Raw genomic sequence first — 15234 nt, 5'->3', positions numbered from 1 at the left:
ATATGACGAATATAAGAGAAGATGTACGTAATATAGCAATTATTGCGCACGTTGACCATGGTAAAACGACGTTAGTAGATGAATTATTAAAGCAATCAGGAATTTTTAGAGAGAACGAACATGTTGACGATCGTGCTATGGACTCTAATGACTTAGAAAGAGAACGTGGTATTACGATTCTTGCGAAAAATACTGCGGTTGACTATAAAGGTACACGAATTAATATCTTAGATACACCAGGACATGCCGACTTCGGTGGCGAAGTAGAACGTATCATGAAAATGGTTGATGGTGTTGTATTAGTTGTCGATGCGTATGAAGGTACTATGCCTCAAACACGTTTCGTACTTAAAAAAGCATTAGAACAAAATTTAAAACCAGTGGTAGTAGTAAATAAAATTGATAAACCATCTGCAAGACCAGAAGGTGTAGTTGATGAAGTATTAGATTTATTTATCGAATTAGAAGCTAACGATGAACAACTTGATTTCCCTGTTGTATATGCTTCAGCTGTTAATGGAACTGCAAGTTTAAATTCAGAACAACAAGATGAAAACATGCAATCATTATATGAAACTATTATCGATTACGTACCAGCACCAGTTGATAATAGTGATGAACCATTACAATTCCAAGTAGCGTTATTAGATTATAATGACTATGTTGGACGTATCGGTGTAGGACGTGTTTTCAGAGGTAAAATGCGTGTAGGAGATAATGTATCACTGATCAAATTAGATGGTAGCGTTAAAAATTTCCGTGTAACAAAAATATTTGGTTACTTCGGATTAAAACGTGAAGAAATTGAAGAAGCACAAGCAGGTGACTTAATTGCGGTTTCTGGTATGGAAGATATCAACGTAGGTGAAACAGTTACACCACATGATCATCAAGATGCGTTACCAGTATTACGTATTGATGAACCAACACTTGAAATGACATTTAGAGTTAATAATTCACCGTTTGCAGGACGTGAAGGTGATTTTGTAACAGCACGTCAAATTCAAGAACGTTTAGATCAACAACTTGAAACAGACGTATCATTAAAAGTTACACCAACAGATTCACCAGATGCTTGGGTAGTTGCTGGACGTGGTGAATTACATTTATCAATTTTAATTGAAAATATGCGTCGTGAAGGTTATGAGCTTCAAGTATCTAAACCACAAGTTATCATTAGAGAAATTGATGGCGTTATGTGTGAACCATTTGAAAGAGTTCAATGTGAAGTACCTCAAGAAAATTCTGGTGCTGTTATTGAATCTTTAGGTGCACGTAAAGGTGAAATGTTAGATATGATGACGACTGATAATGGTCTTACTCGTCTTATCTTTATGGTACCAGCACGTGGTATGATTGGTTATACTACAGAATTTATGTCAATGACACGTGGTTATGGTATTATCAACCATACATTTGAAGAATTCAGACCTCGTATTAAAGCTAAAATCGGTGGCAGAAGAAATGGTGCATTAATTTCAATGGATCAAGGTTCTGCTAGTACGTATGCGATTTTAGGTTTAGAAGACAGAGGCGTTAACTTCATGGAGCCAGGTACTGAAGTTTATGAAGGTATGATTGTTGGTGAACATAACCGTGAAAATGACTTAACAGTTAATATCACTAAAACAAAACACCAAACTAACGTACGTTCTGCTACGAAAGACCAAACACAAACTATGAACCGTCCTCGAGTACTAACACTTGAAGAAGCGTTACAATTTATCAATGATGATGAATTAGTAGAGGTTACACCTGAAAGTATTCGTTTAAGAAAGAAATTATTAAACAAATCAGTACGTGAAAAAGAAGCTAAACGTGTTAAACAAATGATGTCTGACGAAGAATAATTATCGTCTATTTCACTATTTACAAACCACTTGATTATTGATTGTATTCAATTCTCAAGTGGTTTTCTTTTTTTAATATTAAACAAGTACATCATAAATTAATTAGAATAAACTATGTGCTCATATAAAAAACGTATGATTACAACTTCTTATATAAAGACGCTACAATCATACGCTAGTTAATTAGTCATTTTCTTTTTTATGATTATTTGTTGCAAATGGTTGAGGCTGTTTAGGTGTATCTAGACGACTTTTACAATCATCACACATAAATGTGCGAATAGGATTATTTCTAAGTCGTTTTGCTTCTACAGTGTTTTCATCAATATGTACTGTAGTATCACAAATGATACATTTGACTGGAACCAATTAAATCACCTCAATATATTTTACATACTTAAATTCATAGCTATAACCTTTTTCAGTATCATATACAAAACCATCCACAGAGTTATCGTCATATAGACGTTTACCATATTTAGCAAATTGGAAGAATAAATATGGTAATAAATCTAATGGCACTTCAATAGAATCTTCATCATTAAATAATTTAATAGCAGTTGCATTTGATTGTGGTTCTGCAGTTTTAAAGAAGGGTGTCATATTAATTACAAATGAACCTTCTAGTACAGAACGCTTTTTGTATTTAATTTCAGAATTTAATGTTGGTGGATTTGTTTGACCTTCTAAGATAGCACGATTCCACTCGCGATTATCCTCGAATTGAATTGGTTTAGTGCCATCGAACACTCCTTGTTCTAAGTCTTCGATGCTAACCTTTCTATCATCGAAAATCCATGTTGTACTATCTAATGTGATGGGGAAATTTACCGCACCTTTTATTTGAATCATCTTGCCCACTCCCTAAATTTTTATCTTATATTATTTTATCATAAAATACGTTATACTTAATTTAAAGATACTTGCTTTTTAACATTCAGTAAGATAGAATTTTATATATTGAAGATATTTAATGAAATGATAGGGGGAGTGCGTGTCATGGCTAATCAGTCGAAACTAAATAATGCGGCTTATGACCAACTGAACAAAGATGCAGATAGAATATTACATCTTATTAAAGTTCAAATGGACAATTTAACAGTACCTTCTTGTCCACTATATGAAGAAGTTTTAGATACACAAATGTTCGGTCTTCAAAAAGAAGTAGATTTTGCTGTACAACTCGGGCTAGTTGAGAAAGAAGACGGCAAAAATCTAATGTTAAGACTTGAAAAAGAACTTTCAAAACTACACGAAGCATTTACAAACGTTTAATTTTTATATAAATTTGATGTGTTGATATAGTGTTATTAATGTTACTAGTATTCACTTAATACATTTATGACAACACTTTCATGTTGAAATGAAATGTGAAATCGCAACTTGCACATTGTATAAATGGTGGCTGAGATAGTATCATAATTGATATTTTCTCAGTCATTTTATCTTTTTTGAATAATCGTTAAGTTTATATTTGTTTTGTGATACATAGGAAGTTTATAATAAAAAAGATAGGTTTTAGAGTTAGTGATTATTTATTTCGAGACTCTTAAAATCAACTCTCAAAAAATTCGAATTGGATGTACAAGTATATGAAAAATTTTAAAAATATAATGCGATATATTGGAAAAACATCTAAATTTATCGATTATCCATTGTTGGTCACATACGTCATCCTATGTTTAATTGGTCTAGTTATGGTTTATAGTGCCAGTATGGTTGCTGCTACAAAAGGTACTTTAACAGGTGGCGCTGAAGTATCGGGAACATATTTCTACACAAGACAGTTGCTATACGTCATTATGAGCTTTGCTATTGTCTTTTTTATGGCATTTATCATGAATGTAAAGATCTTGAAACAACCCAATGTCCAAAAATGGATGATGATAGGTATATTTGTTTTACTATTAATTACGCTAGTCATTGGTAAAAATATTAACGGTTCAAAAAGTTGGATCAACTTAGGATTTATGAACTTACAAGCATCAGAATTACTTAAAATTGCTATTATATTATATTTGCCATTTATGATAGAAAAGAAAATGCCGGCAGTGCGTAATAAAATTAAATTAATTTCAGCACCTATTATTTTAGTTGCTAGTTGTGTCGCATTAGTCTTTTTACAAAAGGACGTAGGACAAACACTATTAATATTAATTATATTCTTTTCAATCATGTTTTATGCTGGAATCGGTGTACACAATGTTTTGAAATACGGTGTTATGGTAGCAATTGCAGGGATTTTGATTTCTGTATTAGTTCTTATTGCAGGCTTATTACCAAGCTACCTAGAAGCAAGATTTAGTACATTAACTAATCCGTTTAGTGCTGAATCCGGAACAGGTTATCACATATCGAATTCACTGATGGCAATAGGTAATGGCGGTCTATTTGGCCGAGGCTTAGGTAATAGTATTATGAAATTAGGCTATTTACCCGAACCACATACTGACTTTATTTTTGCGGTAATCTGTGAAGAGTTAGGTTTAGTAGGCGGCTTGTTTGTCATTTTGCTTGAATTTTTCATTGTTTATAGAGCTTTCCAACTTGCGAATAAAACAAACTCATATTTTTACAAATTAGTTTGTGTTGGTATCGCCAGTTATATTGGAAGTCAAACATTTGTTAACTTAGGTGGTATTTCAGCAACGATCCCATTAACAGGGGTACCATTACCATTTATAAGTTTTGGTGGGTCTGCTATGATTAGTTTAAGTATAGCAATGGGCTTATTGCTCATTACCGCTAAACAAATCAAAATGGATGAAAAAAGGGCCAAACAACATAAAGTCGATATTAAACGACGATATCAATAAGTATTTAGCTAATCTCGCTTTAGAAAATTCATTATATTGAATTTTCTAAAGTTATAGAGATTAGCTTTTTTTATTATAAATATTTATTAAACATACAAGATTTAACTGGAAATATGATTGATGCAATGATAATATAAAGTTATTGTTTATGATAATTTTATATGAATTTTATAACTAGAGTTAGCTGCACAATAAGAATTTTTATCTTATGTGACATATAAATTAAAGAATTATGACTAATATACAATAACTATAGAAAAAGCAATCTATATAAGATAAAATCTTAGTATCAGATTAGTAAGAAAATTCCGAAAATTTAACAGGGGTGTGATCACTTTTGAAACATATTAAAAAGTTATTAGTAGCCAATCGTGGGGAAATCGCTATCAGAATTTTTAGAGCTGCTGCAGAATTAAATATTAATACAGTAGCCATATACTCTAAAGAAGATAAATCATCGTTACATAGATATAAAGCTGATGAGTCCTACTTAGTTGGTAGTGATTTAGGACCAGCTGAAAGTTACTTGAATATTGAACGCATTATTGATGTAGCTAAAAGAGCAAATGTAGATGCGATCCACCCAGGTTATGGATTTTTAAGTGAAAATGAACATTTTGCGCGCAGATGTGCAGAAGAGGACATCAAATTTATTGGACCACATCTAGAACATTTGGATATGTTTGGAGATAAAGTTAAAGCTAGAGCTACTGCACTTAAAGCTAACTTACCAGTTATACCAGGCACAGATGGACCTATAGAAAGCTATGAGGCTGCACAATCTTTCGCTAACGAAGCAGGTTATCCATTGATGATTAAAGCTACCAGTGGTGGTGGCGGTAAAGGTATGCGTATCGTTCACGAAGAAAGTGAGCTTGAAGATGCATTCCATCGTGCTAAATCTGAAGCAGAAAAATCATTTGGTAATAGTGAAATATATATAGAACGTTACATTGATAACCCTAAACATATTGAAGTACAAGTTATAGGCGATGACTATGGTAATCTAGTACATCTTTATGAGAGAGATTGTTCTGTTCAACGTCGTCATCAAAAGGTAGTCGAAGTAGCACCGTCTGTCGGATTACCTGAAACTTTAAGAAAGAAAATATGTGACGCTGCGCTTCAATTAATGTCTCATATCAAATATGTAAACGCAGGAACAGTCGAATTTTTAGTATCAGGTAATGAATTCTTCTTTATAGAAGTCAATCCACGTGTACAAGTGGAACACACAATCACAGAGATGATTACAGGTATTGATATCGTTAAAACGCAAATATTAGTTGCTGATGGTGCAGAATTATTTAGTGAAGAAATAGGTATGCCAAAGCAAAAAGATATTCAAACATTAGGTTATGCGATCCAGTGTCGTATTACTACTGAAGATCCACTCAATGATTTTATGCCTGACTCTGGCACAATTATTGCATATCGTTCTAGTGGTGGATTTGGAGTCCGTTTAGATGCTGGCGATGGTTTCCAAGGTGCAGAGATTTCGCCATATTATGATTCATTATTAGTAAAACTATCGACACATGCTATGTCATTCAAACAAGCTGAAGAAAAGATGGAACGTTCATTAAGAGAAATGCGTATTCGAGGTGTGAAAACGAATATACCATTTTTAATCAATGTGATGAGAAATGAACAATTTAGAAGTGGCGATTATACAACTAAATTTATAGAAGAGACACCTGAATTATTTAATATAGAACCAACTTTAGATAGAGGTACGAAAACATTAGAATACATAGGTAATGTAACTATTAATGGGTTCCCTAATGTTGAACAACGACCTAAACCGCTTTATGAAGCTGCATCTATTCCTAAAGTATCACAAAAGAAAATAGCTACGTTTTCAGGTACGAAACAGTTATTAGATCAACAAGGCCCTAAAGGTGTGGCAAATTGGGTACGCGAACAAGAAGATGTTTTAATGACAGATACAACATTTAGAGATGCTCATCAATCTTTATTAGCCACACGTGTACGTACTAAAGATATGTTGAATATTGCTTCTAAAACAGCAGAAGTATTTAAAGATAATTTTTCACTTGAAATGTGGGGCGGTGCAACGTTTGATGTAGCATATAACTTCTTAAAAGAAAATCCGTGGGAACGACTTGAAAGATTGCGTCAAGCAATACCTAATGTGCTATTTCAGATGTTATTACGTGCTTCAAATGCCGTGGGTTATAAAAATTATCCAGATAATGTTATACAAAAATTTGTGAAAGAAAGTGCAGAAGCAGGTGTTGATGTATTCAGAATTTTTGACTCATTAAACTGGGTAGATCAAATGAAAGTGGCGAACGAAGCAGTTCAAGAAGCAGGAAAGATTTCAGAAGGTACTATTTGTTATACAGGAGATATCTTAAATCCTGAAAGATCTAATATATATACATTGGACTACTATGTGAAATTAGCAAAAGAATTAGAAAAAGAAGGATTCCATATTTTAGCCATTAAAGATATGGCCGGCTTATTAAAACCGAAAGCAGCCTATGAACTTATTGGACATTTACGTGCAGCAGTTGATATGCCGATACATCTTCATACTCATGATACAAGTGGCAATGGTTTATTAACGTATATGCAAGCGATTAATGCAGGTGTAGATATCATCGATACGGCTGTAGCATCAATGAGTGGTTTAACAAGTCAACCTAGTGCCAATTCATTATACTATGCTTTAAACGGCTTCCCACGTCAATTGAGAGCAGATATTAATGGGCTAGAAGAAATAAGTCATTACTGGTCAACAGTGCGCCCTTATTATGTTGATTTTGAAAGTGATATCAAATCTCCAAATACAGAAATTTACCAACATGAAATGCCAGGCGGACAATATTCGAATTTAAGTCAACAAGCTAAAAGCCTTGGTTTAGGAGAACGCTTCGATGAAGTTAAAGATATGTATCGTCGTGTGAATTTCTTATTTGGTGATATTGTCAAAGTAACACCATCTTCGAAAGTAGTCGGAGATATGGCACTATTTATGGTTCAAAATGATTTGAACGAAGAGGATGTCATTAATCAAGGACATAAATTAGATTTCCCAGAATCTGTCGTTTCATTCTTTAAAGGTGAAATTGGTCAACCTGTAAATGGATTTAATGCACAACTTCAAAAAGTGATTTTAAAAGGACAAACAGCGTTAGAAAATAGACCTGGAGAATATTTAGAACCTGTTGATTTTGAGGAAGTAAAACAGAAATTAGTTTCATTACAAAACACTGAAGTGACAGAACAAGACATTATTAGTTACGTATTATATCCAAAAGTATACAAACAATTTATTACAACGAAAGAGCAATTTGGTGACTTATCATTATTAGATACACCTACATTCTTGTTTGGAATGAGAAATGGAGAAACTGTTGAAATAGAAATTGATACAGGTAAACGATTAATCATTAAGTTAGAAACGATTAGTGAACCAGATGAAAATGGTCAAAGAACCATTTATTTCTCAATGAATGGTCAAGCAAGACGTATATATATCAAAGATGAAAATGTTAAAGCGAATGTAAATGTAAAACCAAAAGCAGATAAAACTAATCCTAGTCATATAGGTGCGCAAATGCCTGGCTCTGTGACTGAAGTGAAAGTAGCAGTTGGGGATAAAGTAAAGGCAAATCAAGCGCTACTTATCACTGAAGCAATGAAAATGGAAACAACTGTTCAAGCGCCATTTGATGGTGTAATTAAACGTGTCACTGTATCTAGTGGTGATGCGATTGCAACAGGTGATTTATTAATAGAAATTGAAAAAGAAGCGAACTAATTAAAAAGCCCAAACATTCAATCATTAAGATGAATGTTTGGGCTTTGAATTATGATTTGTTTTTTAAACTTCTTGTTGTTCTTAACATTAATAAAATGAAGTAGGCAATCATACCAAATAAATAAGTAATAAATAAAGCATGAAGTAAAGCAATAAACAAATTAACATTTGTAATGACTGATAATGCACCAGTGACAACTTGTAAAATAACTAAAATAAATGCAGCTGTGTAACCATATTTGATGGTACGATTATCAGCATAATTTTTCACGGCATGAATAAATGTGAACATAATCCACATGAAAGTAACCAATGCCATACCTCTATGTGCGAACTGTACCCAATCATGTACGTTGTGTGGGACAATATCCTCAAAAGGTACTGGCCATGCACCATAAGCTAAACTAGAATCAGTATGTCTTACTAATGCACCAGTGTAGATTGTAAGATAAACAATAATCGCCATTAACCAAGTCAATGTACGTAATGGCTTTTTAATGATTACCTCAGCAGCTTCATACTTTTGATCAATTGAGAAAACAATAAGTGTTATTAAGAATACAGAAGAGAAACTTACAAGAGATATACCAAAATGTAGCGCTAAAACATAATCGTTTTGTTGCCAAATAACCGCTGCAGCCCCTACTAAAGCTTGCAGTAATAAAAAGCCAACACTTATGATAGATAATGGTTTGATCTCTTTGATATATCCGATATGTTTCCATGCAGTAATCACTAGCCACAATACCACGATAAGTGACAATGCTGATACAGCTCTGTGACTCAATTCGATAATGGTTTGTATAGGTAAATTCTGTGGTAGAAATGCACCATTACATAATGGCCAAGAGGAACCACAACCATCTTCGGAACCAGTTTTAGTGACGAGTGCACCACCTAATTGTACAAATGTCATGATAATTGTTGCTAAGACACTTAACCATTTAAGGTTTTCTTTTCTAAACAATGATAAACACCCCATCATTAAATTAAAGTACTCCGTCTAATCACGTATTTCATGTTAGATCATTCCTTTAAATTAACGTATATATTTTTCTTCTACATTATATTAATGATACCATTTTTAAATGCTATACAAAATCAACTATTTAGAATGTCGTTAAAGTGTCACAATTTAATTTTTTAAAACCTAGTCTTTTATAACTATTTGCTATATCATTATATTATATGAAAAAGTTCAAGGAGGGGAATTATGAACAGAGAACAAACGTTGTCACAAGATACGGGCCGTGTGACATTTAAAGAATTACAACAGATTATTAAGATGGGCCTTGTTCAAGGGAATTTGATTCCTGCATTTGCCGGGGCTTGGTTGGCTGTTGTAATGACAAACCATTCCTTCCTATCGTCTATACCTCAAATTTTATTAATGATTATAGGTTCTACATTGATTATGGGCGGTGCATGTGCACTAAATAACTATTATGATCAAGATATTGATCAAATCATGCCTAGTAAACAAAATAGACCCACTGTAAATGATAGAATTTCAAATAAACACTTATTAATTTTAAGCTTTGGTATGATGTTAGTAGGTGAGGCATGTTTATTTTTACTCAATATTCCATCAGGCGTATTAGGATTAATTGGTATCTTAGGATACGTTTCTTATTATTCGATTTGGTCTAAACGACACACAACTTGGAATACTGTTGTAGGTAGTTTCCCAGGTGCTGTACCACCATTAATTGGTTGGGTAGCTATTGATGGTTCTATCAGTGTTGCAGCAATAGCATTATTTTTGGTAGTATTTTGTTGGCAACCTATTCATTTCTATGCTTTAGCTATTAAACGTAGTGATGAATATTCATTAGCAAATATTCCAATGTTGCCATCTGTCAAAGGATTCAATAGAACACGTATAAGCATGTTCATTTGGTTAGTATTATTATTACCAATTCCATTCATGTTATCTAATTTAGGTACTACATTTATAGTATTAGCTACATTATTAAATTTAGGTTGGATGGCACTCGGTTTTACATCATTCAAACGTAATACTAATCAAACTAAATGGGCAACCACTATGTTTATCTATTCGTTAAACTATTTAGTCGTTTTCTTTGTACTAGTTGTAGTCGTATCACTTATTAAAACGATATAAATATAAAATTAAGTAAGGATGAAACATATGAACGTACCTATATTACCAACGTTAAGTACCTCATGCATTGTTATTAGTGCGATATTAGTGGCAATTGGTTGGAGACTTATTTGGAAAAAACAAATTGATAAGCATAAAAAAGTGATGCTATGGGCAGCTATTTTCGCAGCTACATTCTTTATTATTTATGCTAGTCGTACAATCTTTATAGGAAATACTGCATTTGGTGGTCCAGATAGTATTAAAATTTACTATACGATTTTCTTAGTATTCCATATTAACCTAGCAACAATTGGTGGGGTATTAGGCTTAATACAAATTTTTACGGCCTTCAAAGATAAATTTAATATTCATAGAAAAATTGGACCTATTGCTTCAATTATTTGGTTCTTTACAGCTATTACTGGTGTGGCAGTATATTTACTTTTATACATCTTATATCCAGGCGGCGAAACAACATCGTTAATTAAAGCGACTTTAGGTTTATAATTTAAGTGAACTGATAAAACTTGATTGAAAGTTTTATCAGTTTTTTAATATTCTTATGTCTTTAATTCATATTACAAACATATTTAGGTGAAAGTATTTATAATGAAATTCATGATGAAAATAGACTTATCTTGATTATGAAATATATATTTATGTACAATGATAATAATTCTATTAAGGTGGGTGAAAGATGAAAAAATTAGTAATACGCATATTAGGTGTTGTCTTTTTAGTTTCTTTTCTAATCTATTTATTTTACTCACCACGTTTAAAGTTTGATGTTTTAGAAAATCCTAATAAAAATCATAAAACTGAGCGAACTGAACAGTTTAAAAATACAAATAAAGATATTGAAAATCCAAAGCCTAAAAAAGGTGTAGGTACCTGGATTGGAAAAGATATCAATCAACTTACTAAAAAGTATGGACAAGCTAGTCGTACGTATCCTTTTAGAGATGGTTATAAAAATTATGTTTTTAAAAAGAAAGATCAATATTACATTGTAAGTGTTAAAGACGATCATATTAAATCTGTATATGCAACTGGCAAGGATGTAAATGTAAGCCCACTGCATATTGGTGAACAAAATTCTAAAATCTACGAAAATACAAGTATTAACCCAGAACCAACCATTAAATCTAAAGGTAAGGTTTATGAGTTTGAGTTGTCTGATGAGGATTTAAAAACACAAACATTAATTAAATATGGTAATGTGTATGCTCAAGTGTATTCTGATCAACAAACTAATAAAATTATGGCGATTCGCTTTTTAGATAAAGATACATTAGCATCTCTACAACCGTATAAAACAAATGAATCTCAATCTTCATCTAATAGTAAACATAAAGATTTACCATATGAACAAAATACGAATCAATTAATGACACTGTATGAAGTGACAAATGAGATGAGAAAATTAAAAGGGTTAAAACCATTAAAAGTAAATAACGATATTGCACATATTGCCTCTTTTAATTTATTTGATGCGACAAAGAGCGGCTATGATTCAGTTGAATTCACTGAAAATGCATTGAAACAACAATTAGATGAACGAGATATTAGTTATACTTCTACAAGTCAGAATGTGGGTTATAACTTTGATGACGTTCCAACATTAATTCATAGTTGGATGAATTCGGATATTCATCGCTCAAGAATGTTAAATACCAAGTATGATGAGATGGGTGGAGAAGTGATGAAAGATTATTATTCATTAATTTTCTTAGAAAAATAAGTGAGGGGAAAATGACAAATGATAAATGAGGAAACATTGTCTATTTTAGACGATATCGAAGCATTGTCTGATATGATAGTAGATTCTGAAATATATCATGACTATATCGAAGCAAAGGAATTATTAAATCAGGATGATGAAGCACACTTATTATACTCTGCGTTCTTAAAGTCTAAAGATAAGTATGATGATGTCATGCGCTTTGGTAGATATCACCCGGATTATAAAACCATTATGATGGAAACACGTCAACGTAAACGCGCGTATGAAATGTTGCCTGTGGTCATGGACTATAAATCTAAAGAAGTGGAATTACAAAATTTAATTGATGAAGTAATTAGCAAAATTGCATTAGCAGTATCAGATAATGTGAAAATTGAGACGGGTAATCCATTTTTCCAAACAACTGCACATGGATGTGCCTCCGGAGGATCATGTAATTGCTCACTATAGAAAGATAAATGGCAAGGTCTAAGGTAAACTTTAGACCTTGCCATTTATTATTTTAATGTTTCTTTAAATTGTTGAGCTAAATCAGGACGATCAGTTACAAGGGTATGCGCACCTTTTTGATATAGGTCTGTCATTAAGTCAATGCTATTGATCCCATAATATCCTGGTACGATGTTTAATAGTGTTAACCATTTAATAAATCTTGCAGATGTAAGTCGGATACCTTTAAATTCGGTAGGCATTTGGAATGTATTCGCTTTAGGATGATAAGTGTTACCTCTAAAGGTATTGAACTTAATGAAAGCTTCAGTAACTTCACTTTGACTTGCACCAATTGCAACTGTACCTTTACTTAATTGGTCAAAGCGTTCTATTTGTTCTTTGTGAAAACTTGTGACTAATACACGATGTTCTGCTTGATGTTTAGAAATTTGATCATAAAGTACTCCAGGAGCTATGGCACCTTCATAGCTATCAGGATGATCTTTCAAATCTACATTGATGTACATTTCTGGGTAAAGTTCTAATAACTCTTCAAACGTAAGAATTTTTGCGTCTGAATGTCCACGATATGGGTATTGACGATTAATATCTGTAAAATAATAACCGGCACCTAGTTTTCTTAATTCAGCAAGTGTGTGTTCGCATACTTTACCTGATCCATTCGTAGTACGATCTACCGTTGCATCATGGAAAACAATGAGTGCTTTATCTTTGGTTAATCGTACATCCGTTTCAAAACCATCCACACCATATTGAACCGCATTATCGAATGCTAATTTAGTTTGTTCAGGTCTTACGGCCATACCACCTCTATGAGCAAACAGATATGGTGCTACACCTGAAAAGAATGGAGGGATTGCATTAATTTCACGTGGCTTTTTATTTTGATTAACATAAAGCACACTTCCTATTATACTTGCCGCTGCTAATGAGCCATTAACTAACCACTTATTTAGTTTAACCATTTAATATCCTCCTTAAGTTATTAAAGTAATATTAACAGACATCAGTTACATATGGAAAATGAAGTGCGTATTGAAATAGAATGTGTTAACAATCAAATAAATGACAAGATATTTAGCGAATTAAATGTGTTTCCAAATGCCATTCTCTAGTTTATATTAGAAAGTGATTGTTATTTCATAAAATTTAAACTCATGATATGATAAAAACTGTATATCAAATGGAGTGAAGAGAGATGAACTTAGTTCCTAGAGTAAGCCTCGTCGTTTACTTAAAACACATTAAACACGAGAGACAAATTAGAAAATATGGGCACATCGTTCATTTTAATAGACAACGTAAATACGTCATTATGTATGTTAATGAGAATGAAGCGGATGATGTTGTAAATAAATTAATGAAATTAAAGTATGTAAGACATATCGATGGATCACCTTATCGATTTTTAAAGAAAACCTATGAAAAAGAAAAACACGAAGTTCTATAACTCGTGTTTTAGATGACGTATTTTATTGTAACGGTGGAATCCATCGTTGAAGTCTTAGCACACTAATTAAATAATTAAAATATAAGTCATTGTCATGAAATGCTTCAGGTGGTTGAACGTCTATGCCTAAAACTGGAATATCATAGGCTTCGGCCTTGTTGTTAATCATTTCAAACTTTTTATTGCTATCAGGATAAGGATATTTTACTGCATTCATCATCATGTACATTGCTTGAAAATAATTACCTTCGGTTGGTTGCATGACAATAGCGACAGATGATAATTGTTTCTCAGTTTGTGGTGAATGAAAATAAATAATTTTATCAATGCGTGAATGGTTATAGTCGATCAGTGTAGTAAATTCAAACAAATCTGTTAAACCTTCGCCCAAGACAATAAATGATTGTTTCATATGTTAAATCAGTCTCCTTTTAAGTCAAATTATATTAAATTACATAGTGAAATGGAAGTGTGAATGGAATGCGTGTGATAGCAGGAATACATAAAAGTAAAGCGTTAGAAAGTTTAGAAGGTCGTAATACTAGACCAACTATGGATAAGGTCAAAGAAGGCATCTTCAATAGTTTACATGAAGTATCAGGTCTTGGTTTAGATTTGTTTGCCGGTAGTGGTGCCCTTGGTATTGAAGCATTATCTCGGGGTATGGAGAAGGTCATTTTCGTAGATCAAAACTTTAAAGCAGTTAAAGTAATCAAATCAAATCTTAAACAACTCGATTTGATGTCACAATCAGAAGTCTATAAAAATAATGCAGACCGAGCTTTGAAAGCATTAGCTAAAAGAGACATACAATTCGATTACATTTTTCTAGATCCACCATATAAAAAAGGTTTGATTGATGAAGCATTAAAAAGCATTGCAGAGTTTAATTTACTAAAAGAAAATGGTATTATCATTTGTGAGTTTAGTAATGATGAACATATTCAAAGCGCACCGTTTAAAGAAATAAAAAGATATCATTATGGTTTGACAGATACTTTGTTATTAGAAAAAGGAGAATAAT

The 15234-nt window shown here is 32.5% G+C and carries 15 protein-coding genes; 10 read left to right on the top strand and 5 right to left on the bottom strand.

Translation table 11 applies throughout. From position 1 onward, the window contains the following. Positions 1-2 precede the first annotated feature (2 nt). Positions 3-1850, top strand: coding sequence for a translational GTPase TypA (typA, locus tag AC2D8K_RS04625; protein WP_002450674.1), 1848 nt, complete (start codon positions 3-5; stop codon positions 1848-1850). Positions 1851-2033: 183 nt separating this feature from the next. Here the strand turns inward: typA and AC2D8K_RS04620 are convergent, their stop codons facing one another. Beyond that, positions 2034-2219 carry a DUF2197 domain-containing protein gene (locus tag AC2D8K_RS04620; RefSeq protein ID WP_002450673.1) on the bottom strand — a complete coding sequence of 62 codons (186 nt, stop codon included), beginning with the start codon at positions 2217-2219 and terminating at the stop codon, positions 2034-2036. Beyond that, positions 2220-2702: a hypothetical protein gene (locus tag AC2D8K_RS04615; protein ID WP_002450672.1), complete on the bottom strand. Its 483-nt coding sequence runs from the start codon at positions 2700-2702 to the stop codon at positions 2220-2222. It lies immediately after the preceding gene. Positions 2703-2849: 147 nt separating this feature from the next. Between AC2D8K_RS04615 and AC2D8K_RS04610 the strand changes: the two genes are divergently transcribed. The 3 genes from AC2D8K_RS04610 (at position 2850) to AC2D8K_RS04600 (ending at position 8456) form a co-directional block, all read left to right on the top strand. Next, a complete protein-coding gene (locus AC2D8K_RS04610) occupies positions 2850-3125 on the top strand; it encodes an Fpa/YlaN family protein (RefSeq protein WP_002450671.1) in 276 nt (91 codons plus the stop codon). 317 nt (positions 3126-3442) lie between these two features. Next, entirely contained in the window at positions 3443-4666 is a 1224-nt protein-coding gene (gene ftsW, locus AC2D8K_RS04605; RefSeq protein ID WP_002450670.1) for a cell division peptidoglycan polymerase FtsW, read from the top strand. Between the two features lie 337 nt (positions 4667-5003). Then, positions 5004-8456, top strand: a complete 3453-nt coding sequence (locus tag AC2D8K_RS04600; protein ID WP_207024745.1) for a pyruvate carboxylase — start codon at positions 5004-5006, stop codon at positions 8454-8456. 49 nt (positions 8457-8505) lie between these two features. Here the strand turns inward: AC2D8K_RS04600 and AC2D8K_RS04595 are convergent, their stop codons facing one another. Beyond that, positions 8506-9423, bottom strand: coding sequence for a COX15/CtaA family protein (locus AC2D8K_RS04595; protein WP_037551944.1), 918 nt, complete (start codon positions 9421-9423; stop codon positions 8506-8508). 246 nt (positions 9424-9669) lie between these two features. Between AC2D8K_RS04595 and cyoE the strand changes: the two genes are divergently transcribed. From cyoE to AC2D8K_RS04575, 4 genes are all read left to right on the top strand, one after another. Beyond that, positions 9670-10581: a heme o synthase gene (gene cyoE / locus AC2D8K_RS04590; RefSeq protein ID WP_484698115.1), complete on the top strand. Its 912-nt coding sequence runs from the start codon at positions 9670-9672 to the stop codon at positions 10579-10581. 27 nt (positions 10582-10608) lie between these two features. After that, on the top strand, positions 10609-11070 hold the full coding sequence (locus tag AC2D8K_RS04585; protein WP_002450665.1) for a DUF420 domain-containing protein: 462 nt from the start codon (positions 10609-10611) through the stop codon (positions 11068-11070). A gap of 190 nt (positions 11071-11260) precedes the next feature. After that, the gene (locus AC2D8K_RS04580) at positions 11261-12304 is read left to right on the top strand and encodes a CAP-associated domain-containing protein (RefSeq protein WP_002450664.1); all 1044 of its coding nucleotides are present in this window, start codon (positions 11261-11263) and stop codon (positions 12302-12304) included. 18 nt (positions 12305-12322) lie between these two features. Continuing rightward, positions 12323-12757: a YlbF/YmcA family competence regulator gene (locus AC2D8K_RS04575; protein WP_002450663.1), complete on the top strand. Its 435-nt coding sequence runs from the start codon at positions 12323-12325 to the stop codon at positions 12755-12757. Positions 12758-12804: 47 nt separating this feature from the next. Here the strand turns inward: AC2D8K_RS04575 and AC2D8K_RS04570 are convergent, their stop codons facing one another. Beyond that, complete coding sequence (locus AC2D8K_RS04570; protein ID WP_484698112.1) at positions 12805-13725, bottom strand: lysophosphatidylglycerol phospholipase D; 921 nt, start codon at positions 13723-13725, stop codon at positions 12805-12807. Between the two features lie 233 nt (positions 13726-13958). Here AC2D8K_RS04570 and AC2D8K_RS04565 point away from each other — a divergent pair, with 233 nt between their 5' ends. Beyond that, positions 13959-14210, top strand: coding sequence for a DUF2129 domain-containing protein (locus AC2D8K_RS04565; RefSeq protein ID WP_484698110.1), 252 nt, complete (start codon positions 13959-13961; stop codon positions 14208-14210). A gap of 22 nt (positions 14211-14232) precedes the next feature. Here AC2D8K_RS04565 and AC2D8K_RS04560 read toward each other — a convergent pair whose 3' ends face one another. Continuing rightward, positions 14233-14622, bottom strand: coding sequence for a DUF7147 family protein (locus AC2D8K_RS04560; RefSeq protein ID WP_002450660.1), 390 nt, complete (start codon positions 14620-14622; stop codon positions 14233-14235). Positions 14623-14690: 68 nt separating this feature from the next. On the opposite strand from AC2D8K_RS04560, the gene rsmD reads away from it, so the two are divergent. Further along, the gene (gene rsmD / locus AC2D8K_RS04555; RefSeq protein ID WP_002450659.1) at positions 14691-15233 is read left to right on the top strand and encodes a 16S rRNA (guanine(966)-N(2))-methyltransferase RsmD; all 543 of its coding nucleotides are present in this window, start codon (positions 14691-14693) and stop codon (positions 15231-15233) included. Position 15234 lies beyond the last annotated feature (1 nt).

The sequence above is a fragment of the Staphylococcus sp. 510 genome (genome assembly GCF_057219715.1).
Note: the sequence above shows the minus strand (reverse complement) of the source record. Positions and strands in the feature narration are given on the sequence as shown.

Coding starts and splice junctions, on each gene's coding strand:
- AC2D8K_RS04560 (WP_002450660.1), bottom strand. CDS start 14,622: ATGAAACAATCATTTATTGTCTTGGGCGAAGGTTTAACAGATTTGTTT.
- typA (WP_002450674.1), top strand. CDS start 3: ATGACGAATATAAGAGAAGATGTACGTAATATAGCAATTATTGCGCAC.
- AC2D8K_RS04580 (WP_002450664.1), top strand. CDS start 11,261: ATGAAAAAATTAGTAATACGCATATTAGGTGTTGTCTTTTTAGTTTCT.
- AC2D8K_RS04565 (WP_484698110.1), top strand. CDS start 13,959: ATGAACTTAGTTCCTAGAGTAAGCCTCGTCGTTTACTTAAAACACATT.
- AC2D8K_RS04585 (WP_002450665.1), top strand. CDS start 10,609: ATGAACGTACCTATATTACCAACGTTAAGTACCTCATGCATTGTTATT.
- AC2D8K_RS04615 (WP_002450672.1), bottom strand. CDS start 2,702: ATGATTCAAATAAAAGGTGCGGTAAATTTCCCCATCACATTAGATAGT.
- AC2D8K_RS04575 (WP_002450663.1), top strand. CDS start 12,323: ATGATAAATGAGGAAACATTGTCTATTTTAGACGATATCGAAGCATTG.
- rsmD (WP_002450659.1), top strand. CDS start 14,691: ATGCGTGTGATAGCAGGAATACATAAAAGTAAAGCGTTAGAAAGTTTA.
- AC2D8K_RS04610 (WP_002450671.1), top strand. CDS start 2,850: ATGGCTAATCAGTCGAAACTAAATAATGCGGCTTATGACCAACTGAAC.
- cyoE (WP_484698115.1), top strand. CDS start 9,670: ATGAACAGAGAACAAACGTTGTCACAAGATACGGGCCGTGTGACATTT.
- AC2D8K_RS04570 (WP_484698112.1), bottom strand. CDS start 13,725: ATGGTTAAACTAAATAAGTGGTTAGTTAATGGCTCATTAGCAGCGGCA.
- ftsW (WP_002450670.1), top strand. CDS start 3,443: ATGAAAAATTTTAAAAATATAATGCGATATATTGGAAAAACATCTAAA.